Consider the following 15568-nt stretch of genomic DNA (forward strand, 5'->3'; position numbering starts at 1 on the left):
TGGTTGGAGGCACTTGCACATGGGCGGACGTGTCATTACCCGGGTCGCCGGCGCCGTACGCGGGCACAGCCGGATCGTGTGGGTGGCCGCGTCGGCCGCGCTGCTGGTCCCGCTGCTCGTCGCCGCACCGGACGACTCCGGGGGAGTGGCCGAGCGGCGCCTGCAGGGCGACTTCCGGGACGCGGCGGACGCGTACCACGTGCCGGTGAGCGTGCTGATGGGCGTGTCGTACGTGCAGTCGCGCTGGGACGCCCACCCGGGCACCCCGAGCGTCGCCGGCGGCTACGGGCCCATGCACCTGGTGGACTCCGGCCACGGCCTGCCCGAGCTGCCCCCGCCGGGCAGTGACACGGCCACCGGCGCGGGAACGGTCACCGGCACCGGCGCGGACGGTGACACCGGTGCCGCGGGCGCGGCCGGCGCGGCCAGGTCGCCGGTGCCGGCGCGTTCCTCGGACAGCCACTCCGAGCAGTGGGCGGACCTGGAGCGGGCCTCCCGGCTGACCCGGACGCCGGCGGAGCGGCTGCGGACGGACCCGCCCGCCAACGTGCGCGGCGGCGCGGCCCTGCTCGCCGCGACGCAGCGCGCGCTCGGCAGGCGGCTCAGTACCGACCCGGCCGACTGGTGGGAGGCGGTGGCCCGTTCCTCGGGCACGACCGACACCGCGTCGGCCGCCGCCTACGCGCGGGACGTCTTCGAGGTGATCCGGACCGGCGCGCACCGCACCACGGCCGAGGGGCAGCAGGTGAGCCTCGCCGCCAGCCCGCGCGTGCGCCCGCGGACCACGGCCAGGGCGGGCAGCACACGGGCGCCGGAGGCCGAGTGCCCGCCGGAGCTGGCCTGTTCCTGGCTGGGCGCGCCCTACGCCGAACTGGACGAGGGCGAGGGCGACTACGGCAACCACGACCTCGCCGACCGGCCCCGGGACCAGAAGATCGAGTACATCGTCATCCACGACACCGAGGCGCCGCTGTGGAGCATGTTCGAGACCGTGCAGGACCCCACGGAGTCGTCCTGGCATTACTCGATCAGCTCCCGTGACGGCCATGTCACCCAGCACGTCAGGACCCGGGACGAGGCCTGGCACTCGGGCAGCCAGTACGTCAACGCCCGCTCGATCGGCATCGAGCACGAGGGCTTCCTGACGCATCCGGACACCTGGTTCTCGGAGCGGATGTACCGCTCCTCGGCCCGGCTGGTGCGCTACCTGGCGAAGAAGTACCACGTCCCGCTCGACCGGCAGCACATCTTCGGGCACGACAGCGTGCCGGCGCCGACCGGCGACAGCATCCCCGACATGCACGAGGACCCCGGCCCCTACTGGGACTGGCGGCACTACTTCGACCTGCTCGGCGCGCCGCTGAAGGCGACGGCCGGACCGGACAGCCCCATGGTCACCGTGCTGCCGGACTACGCCACGCACAAGCCGCCGTACACGGGCTGCGTCGAGGACGGTGAGCCGTGCGCGCCGCACGGTTCCAGCGCCGTACGGCTGCACACCGAGCCGGGCGACAACGCGCCGCTGATCCAGGACCCGGGCCGCCGCCCGGACGGCGAGGACTCCACGCTGGACGTCAGCGACCTGGGCTCGCGGGTGTCGGCCGGCCAGAGCTACGCGGTCGCCGGGCGCAGCGGCGACTGGACGGCGATCTGGTACCTGGGCCGCAAGGCGTGGTTCCGCAATCCGAAGGCGCATCCGACGGCCGTCGGCGCGGGCGGGGAGATGGTGACGCCGAAGGCGGGTCTGAGCGAGATCCCGGTGTACGGGCGGGCGCTGCCGGACGAGGACGCCTATCCGGAGGGGGTGCCGGAGCAGCCGGAGTCCCCGCTGCCGTACGGGCTCCAGGCGGGCCAGCGGTACGTCACCCGCTCCCGGGTCGTCGGCTCGTGGACCGGCAAGTCCTTCGGCGAGCTGCCCAACCTGGTGGTGAAGGGCCGTCAGCAGTACTACGAGATCCAGTTCGGCTACCGGCTCGCCTATGTCCGGGCGGACGACGTGGACGTGGTGAAGGCGCCGGTCACGGTGAAGCCCCCGGCGGCGAAGAAACCTTCCGCCAAGAAGTGAGCCCCCGGTACGGCGGGCGCCGGCGATGCGGCGGCCCGCCGACCGGAGGCCGGTGGTGCGAGGTGGTGCGGGCCGTCAGGCCGGGAGTGCGAGCACGCCCGGCGCGCAGCCGTCGGGGCCGACCACGGGCGAGGCGCCCGGACCCCGGTCGTGGGCGACGTCCCGCAGCCGGGCGCGCTCGGTGTACCAGGTCCCGCCGCGGTGGGCGGTGAGCTGGTCCCGGGTCACCAGGCCCGCGCACCTGCCCGTCGCCGGCACCGTCCCCGAGGGCGTCGCCGTGCCCGGGACCGCTGCCGTGGCCGTGGCGCTGTGCGTGCGCTGCGGCCGCAGCGGTGGTACCGCGGTCAGGGTCAAGGGACGCCTTCCGGTCCGGGTGAGGGCCGGTCCTACGCGGCGCTGCTGTACGAGGACCGTCCCTGCTGTCCCGTGCCGGACCGGTTGCCGCCGGTGGATGCGGTACCGGCGCGGCGGGAGCGGCCGGGGCGGCCACGGCGGCCGCGCGAGGAGCCGGCGCCGGCGCTCTTGGGGCGCTCGGGAGCGGCGGGCGCCGGGATGGTGACCGGGACGCCGGACGGGCGCCGGGCACCGGTGATGCGGCTCAGCTCGGCCTCGCCGGAGCGGACCTGGGCGGCCTGGGGCGTGATGCCCGCGGCCGACATCAGGCGGCTCATCTCGCGGCGCTGCTCGGGCAGCACCAGCGTGACGACGCTGCCGGACTCGCCGGCCCGCGCGGTACGGCCGCCGCGGTGCAGGTAGTCCTTGTGGTCGGCGGGCGGGTCCACGTTGACGACCAGGTCGAGGTCGTCGACGTGGATGCCGCGCGCGGCGACGTTGGTCGCCACCAGCGCGGAGACGGCGCCGCTCTTGAACTGGGCGAGGGTGCGGGTGCGCTGGGGCTGCGACTTGCCGCCGTGCAGCCCCGCGGCGCGGACGCCGCTGGCCAGCAGGTGCTTGACCAGCTTGTCGACGGCGTGCTTGGTGTCCAGGAACATGATCACCCGGCCGTCGCGCGCCGCGATCTCGGTGGTGGTCGCGTACTTGTCGGTCGCCTGCACGTACAGCACGTGGTGGTCCATCGTGGTGACCGCGCCCGCGGCGGGGTCGACGGAGTGCACGACCGGGTCGTCGAGGTAGCGGCGGACCAGGAGGTCGACGTTGCGGTCCAGGGTGGCGGAGAACAGCATCCGCTGGCCGCCGGGGCGCACCATGTCGAGCAGCTTGGTGACCTGGGGCATGAAGCCCATGTCGGTCATCTGGTCGGCCTCGTCCAGGACGGTGATGTCCACCTGGTCCAGGCTGCAGTCCCGGCGCTCGACGAGGTCGGTGAGACGGCCGGGGGTCGCCACGACGACCTCCGCGCCGGCGCGCAGGGCACTGGCCTGCCGGCCGATCGACATGCCGCCGACCACGGTCGTCAGGCGCAGCCGCAGCGAGCGGGCGTAGGGGGTGAGGGCGTCGGTGACCTGCTGGGCCAGTTCCCGGGTGGGGACGAGGACCAGGGCCAGCGGCTGCTTGGGTTCGGCGCGGCGGCCGGCGGTGCGGGCCAGCAGGGCGAGCCCGAAGGCCAGGGTCTTGCCGGAGCCGGTACGGCCCCGGCCGAGCACGTCGCGGCCCGCGACGGAGTTCGGCAGGGTGGCCGCCTGGATCGGGAACGGCACGCTGACGCCCTCGGACGCGAGCGCGGCCAGCAGCGGCGCGGGCATGTCCAGGTCGGCGAACGACTCCACGGCCGGCAGGGCCGGGGTGACGGTGACCGGCGGGGCGAACTCGCCCTGCACCGCGCTGGGGCGGCGGCCGCCCTTGGCGGTGGAGCGGCTGCCGGCGCCGGAGCGGCCTCGGCCCTGGGCGGGGGCGCCGCCGCGGTAGCCGGCCGAGCCCTCCGAACGGGGGTTGTCGTACCGGTTGTTCCTACGGGTTGTGCGGTTCACGCAGAACCTTCCTTGTGTGCGGCACGTTGCAAGGAATTCCCGGCGGGGAGAAGGGCCGCGCGGGGTGCGCGCGGCTGCCGGGACCGCATGAACGAACCGGTGATCGGACGGAGCCTGCCTCGGGCGTGCGGAACGCCGGGGGCGGCCGTCCGGGGGACTGGACGAACGGATGGGCGGCGTTACCCCGTCGGAGGGACCTCATGAGGTGAGGACCCCGCGGGCGAGCCGCCCCGTCAAAGCAATGGGCTGGGGCCCGCACCCCAAGGTGCGGGCCCCAGCCACGAAGTACGCGTGAGCGTCAGGCAGGCGTGATGTTCTCGGCCTGCGGACCCTTCGGGCCCTGGGTGACGTCGAAGTTCACCTTCTGGCCCTCCTGGAGCTCACGGAAGCCCTGGGCGGCGATGTTCGAGTAGTGGGCGAACACGTCGGGGCCGCCACCATCCTGCTCGATGAAGCCGAAGCCCTTTTCCGAGTTGAACCACTTCACGGTGCCGGTAGCCATAATTTTTCTCCTTCGGGGCAGTACCCGGGGGCCCGCACTGTGCGAGCCCCGCGCCGCTGCGATGATTACCCCGTCCGGAGAATCCGGGCCACACAAAAGCACTTGGGAGCGCTTGGGAGCACTGGAAGTGCTGGGAACCATAACTGCAACTGATATCAACACTAGCACGGGACCCCGGGGCGGGCTCTGTGACAAGCGCCTCCACCCCGGAAAGCCTTCGGACCCGGAGGTCTAGGCGAAGTCGGCGGCCGGCTGCTGCGGGGGCGTGGCGTGGCAGGTGAAGCCGAGGCGGGTCAGCGCGTTGGTCATCTCCAGGGCGGTGAAGTCACGCCGGTCCTGACCGGTGACCACCTGGCCCACCTGCTTCACCGGGTACAGCTCGCGTCCGATGGCCACGCAGGCCCCGGTGACCGGCTCGGGCCGGATGCCCGCCACCGCCGTCTCCACGTCGGACTTGACCAGTTCGAAGGGGTAACGGGCGATTACACAGCGCATGGTGCCTCCAGTGAAAACCCTGGGCGGAGAAGTAAAGCTGAAAAACAGGTAAACGAAACAGGGACCCACACCCAAGGTGCGGGTCCCTGTTACGCGATTACGCGCGAGACTCTCTAAGCGAGGGTCAGGCCGGAACGATGTTCTCCGCCTGCGGGCCCTTCTGGCCCTGCGTGACGTCGAAGCTCACCTTCTGGCCTTCCTGGAGCTCGCGGAAGCCCGAGGTGGCGATGTTCGAGTAGTGGGCGAAGACGTCGGCGCCGCCGCCGTCCTGCTCGATGAAGCCGAAGCCCTTTTCAGCGTTGAACCACTTCACGGTACCCGTGGCCATGTCATTTCTCCTGTAACGCAGTGCTGGAAACCCACACCTCGTGAGAATCCTCATCGCTGCGATGATCACCCACCGGAAACCGGAAAAATGGCAACCACATCTGCAACTGCGTTCCAGCCTAGCACGGGGTCGATCGGCCGGCCCGGGTAATTCGCCGTGTCGCGAAATACCGACTGGCGTGCGGGATATAAGCTCTATTCGGCGTCTGCGGGAATCCTGCTCCGGCGACGGGAGATTTTCAGTCGCCCTCGGGGCGGCGCAGCTCCTCGTTGAGGCGCAGGGCCTCCTCGAGGTCGTCCTCCAGGACGATGATGCGGCAGGCGGACTCGATGGGCGTGCCCTGGTCGACCAGCTCGCGGGCGCGGGCGGCCAGCCGCAGCTGGTGGCGGGAGTAGCGGCGGTGCCCGCCGTCGGACCGCACGGGTTCGATCAGCCCCGCCTCCCCCAGGGCCCGCAGGAAACCGGGTGAGGCGCCGATGACTTCCGCCGCCCGGCCCATGGTGTACGCCGGGTGGTCGTCGTCGTCGAGCCGGTCGAGGGCGTGCGGCCGGTCTTCCGAGGGCATGTGCGCCTTTCCGCGGGCCATCGGAGGCAGCGGCCCGCCGCGGGGTTACTGGACTCCCCTGGGAAACTCTAGTCGCTCCGGTGCAATCCCTGCCTCGGCAGCCACAGATTTCCGAACGCCCCGGCCGGCGCCGCCGCCTTACGAAGTCATGACGTGCGCGGCGCGGACACCGCGTCCGGATGGCGGCGTGCCTAGCGTGGCGGCATGCGTGTACTGGTCACCGGCGGTGCCGGGTTCATCGGGTCCCATGTCGTCGAGGCGCTCGCGGCGCGCGGGCACGAGCCGGTGGTGTTCGACGTGCGGGGCGATCCCGGCGCCGACGTGCGCGACCCGGCGGCCGTCGCCCGGGCGCTGGCGGGTGCCGGGGCGGTGTGCCACCAGGCGGCGATGGTGGGCCTGGGCACCGGGTTCGCCGACGCGGCGGAGTACGTCTCCCGCAACGACCTCGGCACCGCCGTCCTGCTCACCGAGATGGCCCGGGCGGGCGTACGCCGTCTGGTGCTGGCCGGGTCGATGGTCGTGTACGGGGAGGGCCGCTACGAGTGCCCCCGCCACGGCGCCGTGCGGCCGGGTCCGCGGGCCGTCGCCGATCTGGACGCGGGCCGCTTCGAGCCGGGCTGCCCGGCGTGCGGGGCGGACCTGGCGCCCGGGCTGGTCGGCGAGGACGCGCCCGCCGACCCGCGCAACGTGTACGCCACCACCAAGCTCGCCCAGGAGCACCTGGCGGCCGCCTGGGCCCGCTCGACGGGCGGCGGCGCGGTGTCGCTGCGCTACCACAACGTCTACGGCCCCCGGATGCCCCGGGACACGCCGTACGCCGGGGTCGCCTCCTTCTTCCGTTCGGCGCTGGCCCGCGGCGAGGCCCCCCGGGTCTTCGAGGACGGCCGCCAGCGGCGGGACTTCGTGCACGTGCGGGACGTCGCCGCGGCGAACGTGGCGGCGCTGGAGGCGGACGCGCCGGGCGGGGTGCTCACCGTCTACAACACCGGCAGCGGCGAGCCGCACACGGTCGGCGAGATGGCGCGGGCGCTGGCGCTGGCCTGCGGCGGGCCCGAGCCCGTGGTCACCGGGGAGTACCGGCTGGGCGACGTGCGGCACATCACCGCGGACTCGGCGCGGCTGCGGGCCGCGCTGGGCTGGCGGCCGCGGGTCGGCTTCGCGGAGGGGATGCGGGAGTTCGCCCGGAGCGAGTGACGGGTGCCCCGGCGAGGCCGCCGGGCGCGGTCAGGGCGCGGCCGGCAGGGTCACCTCGAAGCGGCAGCCACCGGGGATGTTGCGGACGGTGGCCCGGCCCCGGTGGGCCTCCACGATGCCCCGCACGATGGCCAGGCCCAGGCCCGCCCCGGCCGGCGGGGTCCGGGCGTGCGTGCCGCGCCAGCCGGTGCCGAAGACGCGGGACAGGTCCTCCTCGGGGATGCCGCCGCAGCCGTCGGTCACCGACAGCACCACGCCGTGCGCCGAACGCTCGGCGGCCACCGCGACCGTCCCGTCGGCCGGGGTCCGCCGGATGGCGTTGACCAGCAGGTTCCCCAGGACCCGGCTCATCTCCTTGCCGTCCACCTCGACCGGCACCGGCTCCACCCGGTCGCCGACCAGCCGCACCCCGTGCTCCCGGGCGAGCGGGTCGGCGCCGGCGAGGGCGTCGCCGACGAGGTCGTACAGGGAGATCCGCATCGGGCTCAGCGGGAGGGTGCCGGCGTGGATGCGGGAGAGTTCGAAGAGGTCGCCGACCATGTCGTTGAGCCGCTCCACCTCGGTGCGGATCTGCCGCAGATAGCGGTCGGGGTCGGCGGCCACGCCGTCCTCCAGCGCCTCCGCCATGGCGCGCAGGCCCGCGAGCGGGGTGCGCAGGTCGTGCGAGATCCAGGCGACGAGTTCCCGCCGGGAGGTCTCCAGGGCGCGTTCGCGGTCCCGGGAGGCGGCGAGGCGGGCGCTGGTGGCGGCCAGTTCACGGCTTACGGCCTCCAGTTCGGCGGTGGCGGCGCCGGCGGGCGCGGCGAAGTCGCCGCCGTCGCCGAAGGAGCGGGCGGCGACGGCGAGCGCCCGGCTGCGGGCGACGACCCAGCGGCCCAGCAGCAGCGCGGTGGCCAGCGAGACCACCGCGGCCATCGCCACGACGGTGGTGACGACGCTCAGGTCGTGCGGCGACAGGAACATCGCCCAGGCGACCGCGAGCGTCCCGGCGAGCATCGCGACCACCCCGACCGCCGCGACCACGGCGAGGGACGCGGTGAGCGAGCGCCGCCGGATCAGCCGCAGCACCACGGCTCCGGCCAGCCCGGTCACGGCGGCGCCGGCGAAGGCGTACAGGGCGATGAGGACCATGGTGTTCACGGCCGGTCCGCCTCTCCGCCGGAGGAGGTACCAGGGCCGGCGGTGCCGGGGTCGGTGGCCGGGTCGGGGCCGGGGGCAGGCTCCGGGCCGGGGTCGAAGCGGTAGCCCACTCCCCAGACGGTCTGGATCAGCCGGGGCCGGGCCGGGTCGTCCTCGATCTTGCCGCGCAGCCGGCGCACGTGCACCGTCACCGTCGACAGGTCGCCGAAGTCCCAGCCCCACACCTCGCGCATCAGGTCCTCGCGGCCGAAGGCCCGTCCCGGGTGGCGCAGGAAGAAGGCGAGGAGGTCGAACTCCCGCAGGGTCAGGGCGAGCGCGGTGCCGTTCCGGGAGGCGCGGCGGGCGTCGGGGTCGACGCTGAGACCGGCCGCGGCCAGTGCCCGTCCGGGGGCGGCGGGGCGGGCCCGGCGCAGCACCGACTCCACCCGCAGGACCAGCTCGCGGGGGCTGAAGGGCTTGGTGACGTAGTCGTCGGCGCCCACCTCCAGGCCCAGGATGCGGTCGTCCTCGTCACCCCGGGCGGTGAGCATGATGACCGGCACGGGCCCCTGGCCGCGCATCCGGCGGCACACCTCCAGCCCGTCCATGCCGGGCAGCATGAGGTCGAGGACCACCAGGTCCGGCCACTGCTCGGCGGCGCGGGCCAGGGCGGACGGGCCGTCGTCGGCCCGGTCGACGACGTACCCGGCCCGGTCCAGGTATCCGGCGACGACCTCCGCGACGGTCGGGTCGTCGTCGACGACCAGGACGCGGGCGGCGCCCGGGGGCGGGGGCTGGTACGGCTGCTGCATGCCGCCAGCCTGGCACCGCGGGGCCGGCGGCGGGGCGGCCCGGTGCACGACGGGCCCCGACGTCCGCGTTTCGTAAGGAGCCGAAGTCCGGTAAGTCCTCTTCGCGTTCGTAGGGTGAAAGCCGTGACGACCCCCTCCCCGCCCCCGCGGCCCGCGGCCGCGCCCCGCGCCGGCGCCGCCGTGGCCGACGTCGTGCTCCCGTGTCTGAACGAGGCCGGCGCCCTGCCCTGGGTGCTCGGCCGCATCCCGCCCGGCTGGCGCGCGATCGTCGTGGACAACGGCTCCACCGACGGCTCGGCGGACGTGGCCCGCGCCCTCGGCGCGAGCGTCGTGCACGAACCGCGCCGCGGCTTCGGCGCCGCCTGCCACGCCGGGCTGAGCGCCGCCACCGCGGAGGTGGTCTGCTTCTGCGACTGCGACGCCTCCCTCGACCCCGCGCTGCTGGTGCCGTTCGCCGCCGAGGTCCGCTCCGGCGCCGCCGACCTGGTGCTGGGCCGCAGGCGCCCTCGCGGCCGGGGCGCCTGGCCCGCGCACGCCCGGGTGGGCAACCTCGCCGTCGCCCGGATGCTGCGCCGCCGCACCGGCCTGCGCCTGCACGACCTCGGTCCGCTGCGCGCCGCCCGCCGCGAGCCGCTGCTCGGCCTCGGTCTCACCGACCGGCGCAGTGGGTACCCGCTGGAGATGGTGGTCCGGGCCGCCGACGCCGGCTGGCGGGTCACCGAGCACGACGTGCCGTACCTGCCGCGCACCGGCGCCTCGAAGGTGACCGGCACCTGGCGGGGCACGTGGCAGGCGGTCCGTGACATGAGCCGCGTCCTGGCCGGGCCACCGGCCCCGACGCCGGGAGGGACGCCCCGGTGACCACTCTCCTCGTCATCGCCAAGGAGCCCCGGCCGGGCCGGGTAAAGACCCGGCTGACCCCGCCGTTCACGCCCGAGGAGGCGGCGGCGCTCGCCGAGGCCGCCCTCACCGACACCCTGGGCGCGGTCGCCGCCGCCCCGGCCGACCGGCGGGTGCTGGTCCTCGACGGCCGCCCCGGCGCCTGGCTGCCGCCCGGCTTCGACGTCGTGGCGCAGTGCCCGGGCGGCCTGGACGTGCGGCTCGCCGACGCCTTCGCCCGCTGCCCGGGCCCCGCCCTGCTGATCGGCATGGACACCCCGCAGGTGACGCCGGAGCTGCTCACCGTGGACTTCGCCGGGTGCGACGCGTACTTCGGGCCGGCCCGGGACGGCGGCTTCTGGGCGCTGGGGCTGGCCCGGCCCGACCCGGCCCTGCTGCTCGGGGTGCCGATGTCGGTGGCGCGGACGGGCGCCGTCCAGCGGGCCCGGCTGACCGGCGCCGGGCTGCGGGTGCGCGACCTGCCCCCGCTGCGCGACGTCGACACCGCCGCGGACGCCCGGGAGGTGGCCGCCCTCGCCCCGCACAGCCGGTTCGCGGCCCGCCTGGCCCGCTGCGGGGCGGCGGACGCACGATGAGCACCGCACCCGCCACGGCCTCCGCCCCCGCCCCTGCCCTCGCCTGGGCCGCCGCCGACCCCTACGCCGCAGCGCTGCGCACCGGGCGGGGCCCGCTGTTCCTGCGGCGTGCCGACGGATGGCTGCTGCCGCTGGAGGTGGAACGCTGGTGCGCGCGCGCCGACCGGGTCGACCGGGAGGTGCTGGACCGCTGCGAGGGCGCGGTGCTGGACGTGGGCTGCGGGCCCGGCCGGCTGGTCGCGGATCTCGCCGGGCGCGGTCGCAGCGTCCTCGGCATCGACGTGAGCGAGGCCGCCGTCGCCCGGACCGTCGCGCTCGGCGGGCAGGCGCTGCGCCGCTCCGTCTTCGAGCCGCTGCCCGGCGAGGGCCGCTGGGGCACCGTGCTGCTCATGGACGGCAACGTCGGCATCGGCGGTGATCCGCGCGCCCTGCTCGACCGGACGGCCCGGCTGCTGGCCCCCGGTGGCCTGCTGATCGCCGAGACGGCCGCGGTGGACGTCGACGAGCGGTCCCTGGTGCGCGTCGTCGGCGTCACCGGCGAGGAGGCGGCCGGCAGCCCGTTCCCGTGGGCGCGGCTCGGCACCCCGGCCCTGCTGGGCCGCGCCCGGGAGGCCGGGTGGCGGACGGCCGCTCAGTGGACGTCGGGCTCGCGCCGCTTCGTCGCCCTGCGCTCGCGCGCCACCCGCACCGCCAGCAGCAGCGCCGAGCCGCCGCAGAGCGCGGCGGTGATCAGCAGCCAGCGGGCCAGGAAGCCGTCGGCGGACAGTCCGGTGGCCGACCGGTAGCGCGCGTCCACCGCACCGCTGATCAGCGGGAACCACACCAGCAGGAGCAGCCCCGACAGCGCGGCCGGCACCCGGACGTACAGCGCCCACGACCGGCGCCCGGCCGCGCCCAGTCCGCGGACGACCGCCCGGTCCGCGACCGCGTACAGCGGCACCAGCACCAGGTCGTGCAGCAGCGCCGCGCCGGCGAACCACAGCGCCACGCCGAGCGGGTCGCCCGCGAGGAGCCGTACGCCCGCGTACCCGGCGAGCGCGAACGAGCAGGCGAGCAGCAGCAGGTGCAGGGGACTGCCGAGGGGGAGCCGGAGGCCGGGAGGGACGCGGCGCAGGCCGGGAGGGACGCGGCGCAGGCCTGCGGGGAGCCGGAAGCCGGTGGGCAGGCGGCGGCCGGGGCGGGCCGGGGGCGCGGGTGCGGGGCGGCGGGGCATCACAGGTCTCCGAAGGTCAGCCGGGCCACCCATTTGGTGTTCAGCACACCGGGTGCCGCGGGCACGATGACGCGCGCCGGGTAGCCGTGGTCGGGGGACAGGTCCGCGCCGTTGACGTGCAGGGCGAGCAGGGACCGCGGGTCGGCGACCTGGTTGCCGCGCAGCGCGGCGTGCCGGAAGGCGCCGTGCCGCTGAAGGGACTCGACCAGCACGTCCGGCGGGTCGCCGTCGTCGCCGTGGCCCACCAGGGCCGCCAGGTCCCGCAGCCGTACGCCGCTCCACGACTGGTCGCCGGTGGACCAGCCCTCGACGCAGGCGATCGGCAGCGCGCTGTCGTGCCGGGGCATCCGCAGCAGGTCGGCGCGGCCGAGCCGGACGGTGCCGGAGCGGCCGGTGACGACCAGCCGCCACGCCTCCTCGCCGGTCTCGCCCGGGTCGATGCCCGCGTACCGGGCCGTCTTGTTGACCTGGAAGCGGTGGGGGCCGGTGCCGGGGTCGGGGCCGCCGTGCGGGGCGAGCAGGGCGGTGCGCCGCAGCGGGCCGCCGATGCTCTGCCCGGCCGTCGTGCCGAGGAGCAGCAGGGAGGCGCCGCCCACGAACCACAGCGCGCCGCGCCGGGAGACGGTCGGGGCATCCGGCCGCGGCGACACCAGCCCGGCCGCCTCCCCCGCCTCCCGCGCCCCCGGCGTGTGCGTCACCTCTCCGGCCTCTCCCGCCTCGCGCGCCTGCCGCAGCGTGCGGACGGCCGCCGGTGTCTTCAGGGCCGCGTGGGCGAGGAAGGCGGCGAAGAAGACCCAGGCGCCGTAGAAGTGCAGGGGGTAGAAGGAGCCGGGGAAGACGTAGTCGAGCTGGACGTTGAGGATGCCGGTGGTGAACTCGAACAGCGCACCGCCGACGAGCAGCAGCAGCGAGAGCCGCTCCAGGGCGTGCGTCAGGGAGCGCGCGGGCGGCAGCGCGAACAGCCTCGGCACGACCGACCACAGCTTGGCCAGCAGCACCGGGACCAGGGCGATGCCGAGGGTGACGTGGGTGCCCTGGGTGAGCCGGTACAGCCAGGGCGGGTCGGTCGGCCAGGCGAAGAGGTAGAAGCCGAGCAGGCCCTTGCCCGGGGTCTGGTCGTTCACCCGGGACAGGCCCGGGTTGTAGGCGGCGTAGCTGAGCAGGCCCGTCACGAACAGCACGGTGATGCCGGCGAGCAGGACCAGACCCAGCACGGCGGTGAACCGGGGCCCGCGCACGGGACTGCGCCAGAAGCCGGGCGAGGAGGGGAGCCGGGGGTCGTCGTCTCGCATGGTCCGACGGTAGGCCTGGTCGGGCCGCTCCGCGGGCCCGCGACCCATGACGAAACGCTGACGTCCGGCGCCGGTGACCGTGCGGACGCCGTCCGCCGCCCTAGCGTTCCGGTGTGACCCGCCCCAGCCGCACCGCCGCCGCCCCCGCACCGCCCCGCCCGCGCGGTGCCCTGCGCCGCGCGGCCCCCGACCTCTGCGCCGCGGGCGCCGCCGCCCTGCTGGTGCTGGCGGCCGCCCTCGTGGGCCGCCACATCCAGGACACCCGCCACACCCTCTTCGTGCACTGGCCCCCGGTCCTCGCCGAGTGGGACCCGCACCTGGGCCCGGGCACCCCGGCGGCCGTACTGGTGGCGGCGGCCGTGGTGGCGTACGGGCCCGCGCTCGCCGCGCGGCTGCCGTGGCGGGCGCTGCTCGCGGCGGCCGTGGCCACGGCGATGGCGTGGACCTGGTCGCTGGCGCTGGTCGACGGCTGGCGGCGGGGCGTGGCCGGCCGGCTCACCACCCGCAACGAGTACCTCACCGTCATCGGCCGCTTCCACGACCTCCCGGCCGCCCTCGGCGACTTCACCCGCCACATCGTCGCCGGGTCCCCCGCGCCCTGGCCCGCCCACGTCGCCGGTCACCCCCCGGCGGCCACGGTCACCTTCGTCCTGCTCGACCGGATCGGGCTGCACGGCGGCGGCTGGGCGGGCGCCTGGTGCATCACCGCCGGGGCGACGGCGTGCGCGGCGGTGCTGGTCGCCGTGCGCGCGCTGGCCGGGGAGGCGCGGGCCCGGCGGGCGGCGCCGTTCCTGGTGCTGGCCCCGGCGGCGGTGTGGACGGGCACCTCGGCCGACGGGTACTTCACGGCGGTCGCCGCGTGGGCGGTGGCCCTGCTGGCGCTCGCGGTCACCGGCCGCTGTCTGTGGTGGGCCGCGCCCTCGGGGCTGCTGTTCGGCCTGACCTGCTACCTCTCCTACGGCCTGACGCTGTTCGCGCCGATCGCGGCGGCCGTCCTGCTGCTGGGCCGCGACCGGGTCCGGCGCCGCCCCCTCGCCCTCGCGGCGCTGCTGCTCGCGGGGGCCGCCGTCGTACCGGTGGTGTTCACGGTGGCCGGTTTCGACTGGTGGGAGGGCTACCGCCTGCTCGTCACCCGCTACTACCAGGGCGTCGGCGGTGTCCGCCCCTACGGCTACTGGGTGTGGGCCGACCTGGCCTGCGCGGCCCTGATCACCGGTCCCGCGACGGCGGCCGGCCTGCGCCGCGCCGCCGTCGCGCTCCTCCCCCGCCGCACCGGTGCCGCCACCGGGCCCGCGTCCGGCACCGCGTCCGCCGGGGCCCGGGCGGCGTCCGCCGACGCCCGGCTGGCGCTGCTGGTGGGTGCCGCCCTGGCCTGCCTGCTGATCGCCGACCTGTCCGGGATGAGCAAGGCGGAGACCGAACGCATCTGGCTGCCGTTCGCCGCGTGGCTGCTGCCGGCCTGCGCGTACCTGTCGCGTCCCCGTGCGTGGCTGGCCGCGCAGGCGGTCCTCGCGCTGCTCCTCAACCACCTGCTCCTGACCGGCTGGTGAGCGGCGCCCGTGGAGCGGCCGTCACTCGTCGTCCTCGGTCACCACCTCCCGGGTGCGGCCGGGTTCGGGGAGTTCGCCCTGTTCGGCGCGGGCGTGCAGGATGTCGCCGATGAACAGGTCGTACACCAGGACACCGATGACGGCGCCGATCAGCGGCCCGACGATCGGGATCCACCAGTAGTCGCTGAACGCCCCTGGCACGCTCCCCGGGAACGCCAGGTGCCCCCACCCGGCGAACCAGGTGAACAGGCGCGGACCGAAGTCACGGGCCGGGTTGATGGCGTACCCCGCGTTGGCGCCGTAGGACATGCCGATGGCGGCCACGGCGAAACCGACCACCAGGGGGCCGAGGTTCGCCTTCACCGCCGTGTTGCGCAGGTCGATGAGGGCCACGATGAACAGGACCAGGAAGGCGGTGCCGACGATCTGGTCGATCAGGGGCCCCCAGACGCCGCCGTGGAAGTACGGCGCCGGGAAGGTGGCGAAGATGGAGAAGGAGGCGAGCGTGTGCCCGTTGGTCTTCGGCCCCTTCATGGCCTGGTCGAACGTGTTGATCGCGTCGTGGTAGACGCCGTAGACCAGGGCCGCCCCGGTGAAGGCGCCGATGATCTGGGACACCCAGTAGGGGACGACCTTGGCCCAGGCGAACTTGCGTCGCACGGCGAAGGCCAGGGTCACCGCGGGGTTGAGGTGGGCGCCGCTGACGCCGCCGGCGACGTACACGCCGAAGACCACGGCCAGTCCCCAGCCCCAGGTGATCAGCAGCCAGTCGCCGGCGCCGAGGAAGAACGTCGTGGGCCCGGCGGTGCGGCCCGAACCGGGCAGCGCCGCGACCGCCATGGCCACGACACCGCATCCGAAGGAGATGAGGACGAAGGTCCCCAGGAACTCGGCCAGGCATTCACCCAGCAGCCCGCCGCGGCTCCTGAGCCGGGAGGGTTTCATCAGCGGAGGGATCTCCACAGCCATCTTTGGGCCCCCTTGAAGAGAGCAATACGGCCAATATCACCATGTTCACCCATAACGGCCG

General features: G+C 75.1%; 16 protein-coding genes. 6 read left to right on the forward strand and 10 right to left on the reverse strand.

Features of this window, described 5'->3' with window-relative positions:
• Window positions 1–19: 19 nt before the first annotated feature.
• Complete coding sequence (locus ACZ6CZ_RS27305; RefSeq protein WP_469026187.1) at window positions 20–2065, forward strand: N-acetylmuramoyl-L-alanine amidase; 2046 nt, start codon at window positions 20–22, stop codon at window positions 2063–2065.
• A gap of 75 nt (window positions 2066–2140) precedes the next feature.
• On the opposite strand, the gene ACZ6CZ_RS27310 is transcribed toward ACZ6CZ_RS27305, so the two are convergent.
• The 6 genes from ACZ6CZ_RS27310 to ACZ6CZ_RS27335 form a co-directional block, all read right to left on the reverse strand.
• Window positions 2141–2419, reverse strand: coding sequence for a hypothetical protein (locus ACZ6CZ_RS27310; protein WP_469026190.1), 279 nt, complete (start codon window positions 2417–2419; stop codon window positions 2141–2143).
• 32 nt (window positions 2420–2451) lie between these two features.
• Window positions 2452–3993: a DEAD/DEAH box helicase gene (locus ACZ6CZ_RS27315; RefSeq protein ID WP_469026193.1), complete on the reverse strand. Its 1542-nt coding sequence runs from the start codon at window positions 3991–3993 to the stop codon at window positions 2452–2454.
• 298 nt (window positions 3994–4291) lie between these two features.
• Complete coding sequence (locus ACZ6CZ_RS27320; protein WP_469026195.1) at window positions 4292–4495, reverse strand: cold-shock protein; 204 nt, start codon at window positions 4493–4495, stop codon at window positions 4292–4294.
• Between the two features lie 231 nt (window positions 4496–4726).
• On the reverse strand, window positions 4727–4990 hold the full coding sequence (locus ACZ6CZ_RS27325; RefSeq protein WP_469026198.1) for an SCO5918 family protein: 264 nt from the start codon (window positions 4988–4990) through the stop codon (window positions 4727–4729).
• Window positions 4991–5114: 124 nt separating this feature from the next.
• Window positions 5115–5318 carry a cold-shock protein gene (locus ACZ6CZ_RS27330; protein WP_053661143.1) on the reverse strand — a complete coding sequence of 68 codons (204 nt, stop codon included), beginning with the start codon at window positions 5316–5318 and terminating at the stop codon, window positions 5115–5117.
• A gap of 238 nt (window positions 5319–5556) precedes the next feature.
• Entirely contained in the window at window positions 5557–5883 is a 327-nt protein-coding gene (locus ACZ6CZ_RS27335) for a MerR family transcriptional regulator (protein ID WP_469026201.1), read from the reverse strand.
• Between the two features lie 204 nt (window positions 5884–6087).
• Here ACZ6CZ_RS27335 and ACZ6CZ_RS27340 point away from each other — a divergent pair, with 204 nt between their 5' ends.
• Complete coding sequence (locus ACZ6CZ_RS27340) at window positions 6088–7077, forward strand: NAD-dependent epimerase/dehydratase family protein (protein ID WP_469026204.1); 990 nt, start codon at window positions 6088–6090, stop codon at window positions 7075–7077.
• Between the two features lie 30 nt (window positions 7078–7107).
• On the opposite strand, the gene ACZ6CZ_RS27345 is transcribed toward ACZ6CZ_RS27340, so the two are convergent.
• Both ACZ6CZ_RS27345 and ACZ6CZ_RS27350 read right to left on the reverse strand, forming a co-directional pair.
• Window positions 7108–8208 carry a sensor histidine kinase gene (locus ACZ6CZ_RS27345; protein ID WP_469026310.1) on the reverse strand — a complete coding sequence of 367 codons (1101 nt, stop codon included), beginning with the start codon at window positions 8206–8208 and terminating at the stop codon, window positions 7108–7110.
• A gap of 5 nt (window positions 8209–8213) precedes the next feature.
• Window positions 8214–9008, reverse strand: a complete 795-nt coding sequence (locus ACZ6CZ_RS27350) for a response regulator transcription factor (RefSeq protein WP_469026206.1) — start codon at window positions 9006–9008, stop codon at window positions 8214–8216.
• A 123-nt stretch (window positions 9009–9131) separates the two neighbouring features.
• Between ACZ6CZ_RS27350 and ACZ6CZ_RS27355 the strand changes: the two genes are divergently transcribed.
• Genes ACZ6CZ_RS27355 through ACZ6CZ_RS27365 form a run of 3 tightly spaced genes read left to right on the forward strand, consistent with a single transcriptional unit; the run spans window position 9132 to window position 11268 of the window.
• Window positions 9132–9869, forward strand: a complete 738-nt coding sequence (locus tag ACZ6CZ_RS27355) for a glycosyltransferase family 2 protein (protein ID WP_469026208.1) — start codon at window positions 9132–9134, stop codon at window positions 9867–9869.
• Window positions 9866–10483 carry a TIGR04282 family arsenosugar biosynthesis glycosyltransferase gene (locus ACZ6CZ_RS27360; RefSeq protein ID WP_469026211.1) on the forward strand — a complete coding sequence of 206 codons (618 nt, stop codon included), beginning with the start codon at window positions 9866–9868 and terminating at the stop codon, window positions 10481–10483. Before ACZ6CZ_RS27355 ends, ACZ6CZ_RS27360 begins: the two co-directional genes overlap by 4 nt.
• The gene (locus tag ACZ6CZ_RS27365) at window positions 10480–11268 is read left to right on the forward strand and encodes a class I SAM-dependent methyltransferase (protein ID WP_469026213.1); all 789 of its coding nucleotides are present in this window, start codon (window positions 10480–10482) and stop codon (window positions 11266–11268) included. Before ACZ6CZ_RS27360 ends, ACZ6CZ_RS27365 begins: the two co-directional genes overlap by 4 nt.
• Window positions 11269–11695: 427 nt before the next feature.
• Here ACZ6CZ_RS27365 and ACZ6CZ_RS27370 read toward each other — a convergent pair whose 3' ends face one another.
• The gene (locus ACZ6CZ_RS27370; RefSeq protein ID WP_469026216.1) at window positions 11696–12988 is read right to left on the reverse strand and encodes a molybdopterin-dependent oxidoreductase; all 1293 of its coding nucleotides are present in this window, start codon (window positions 12986–12988) and stop codon (window positions 11696–11698) included.
• A gap of 113 nt (window positions 12989–13101) precedes the next feature.
• On the opposite strand from ACZ6CZ_RS27370, the gene ACZ6CZ_RS27375 reads away from it, so the two are divergent.
• Window positions 13102–14538, forward strand: a complete 1437-nt coding sequence (locus tag ACZ6CZ_RS27375) for a hypothetical protein (protein WP_469026218.1) — start codon at window positions 13102–13104, stop codon at window positions 14536–14538.
• A gap of 21 nt (window positions 14539–14559) precedes the next feature.
• Here the strand turns inward: ACZ6CZ_RS27375 and ACZ6CZ_RS27380 are convergent, their stop codons facing one another.
• The gene (locus ACZ6CZ_RS27380; protein ID WP_469026220.1) at window positions 14560–15507 is read right to left on the reverse strand and encodes an MIP/aquaporin family protein; all 948 of its coding nucleotides are present in this window, start codon (window positions 15505–15507) and stop codon (window positions 14560–14562) included.
• Between the last annotated feature and the right edge of the window lie 61 nt (window positions 15508–15568).

The organism is Streptomyces sp. NPDC041135 (assembly GCF_055592085.1).

Bases quoted from the DNA above. Each gene is read 5' to 3' on its own strand.
- ACZ6CZ_RS27305 (WP_469026187.1), top strand. From the start codon at position 20: ATGGGCGGACGTGTCATTACCCGGGTCGCCGGCGCCGTACGCGGGCAC.
- ACZ6CZ_RS27320 (WP_469026195.1), bottom strand. From the start codon at position 4,495: ATGGCTACCGGCACCGTGAAGTGGTTCAACTCGGAAAAGGGCTTCGGC.
- ACZ6CZ_RS27325 (WP_469026198.1), bottom strand. From the start codon at position 4,990: ATGCGCTGTGTAATCGCCCGTTACCCCTTCGAACTGGTCAAGTCCGAC.
- ACZ6CZ_RS27330 (WP_053661143.1), bottom strand. From the start codon at position 5,318: ATGGCCACGGGTACCGTGAAGTGGTTCAACGCTGAAAAGGGCTTCGGC.
- ACZ6CZ_RS27335 (WP_469026201.1), bottom strand. From the start codon at position 5,883: ATGCCCTCGGAAGACCGGCCGCACGCCCTCGACCGGCTCGACGACGAC.
- ACZ6CZ_RS27340 (WP_469026204.1), top strand. From the start codon at position 6,088: ATGCGTGTACTGGTCACCGGCGGTGCCGGGTTCATCGGGTCCCATGTC.
- ACZ6CZ_RS27345 (WP_469026310.1), bottom strand. From the start codon at position 8,208: ATGGTCCTCATCGCCCTGTACGCCTTCGCCGGCGCCGCCGTGACCGGG.
- ACZ6CZ_RS27350 (WP_469026206.1), bottom strand. From the start codon at position 9,008: ATGCAGCAGCCGTACCAGCCCCCGCCCCCGGGCGCCGCCCGCGTCCTG.
- ACZ6CZ_RS27365 (WP_469026213.1), top strand. From the start codon at position 10,480: ATGAGCACCGCACCCGCCACGGCCTCCGCCCCCGCCCCTGCCCTCGCC.
- ACZ6CZ_RS27370 (WP_469026216.1), bottom strand. From the start codon at position 12,988: ATGCGAGACGACGACCCCCGGCTCCCCTCCTCGCCCGGCTTCTGGCGC.
- ACZ6CZ_RS27380 (WP_469026220.1), bottom strand. From the start codon at position 15,507: ATGGCTGTGGAGATCCCTCCGCTGATGAAACCCTCCCGGCTCAGGAGC.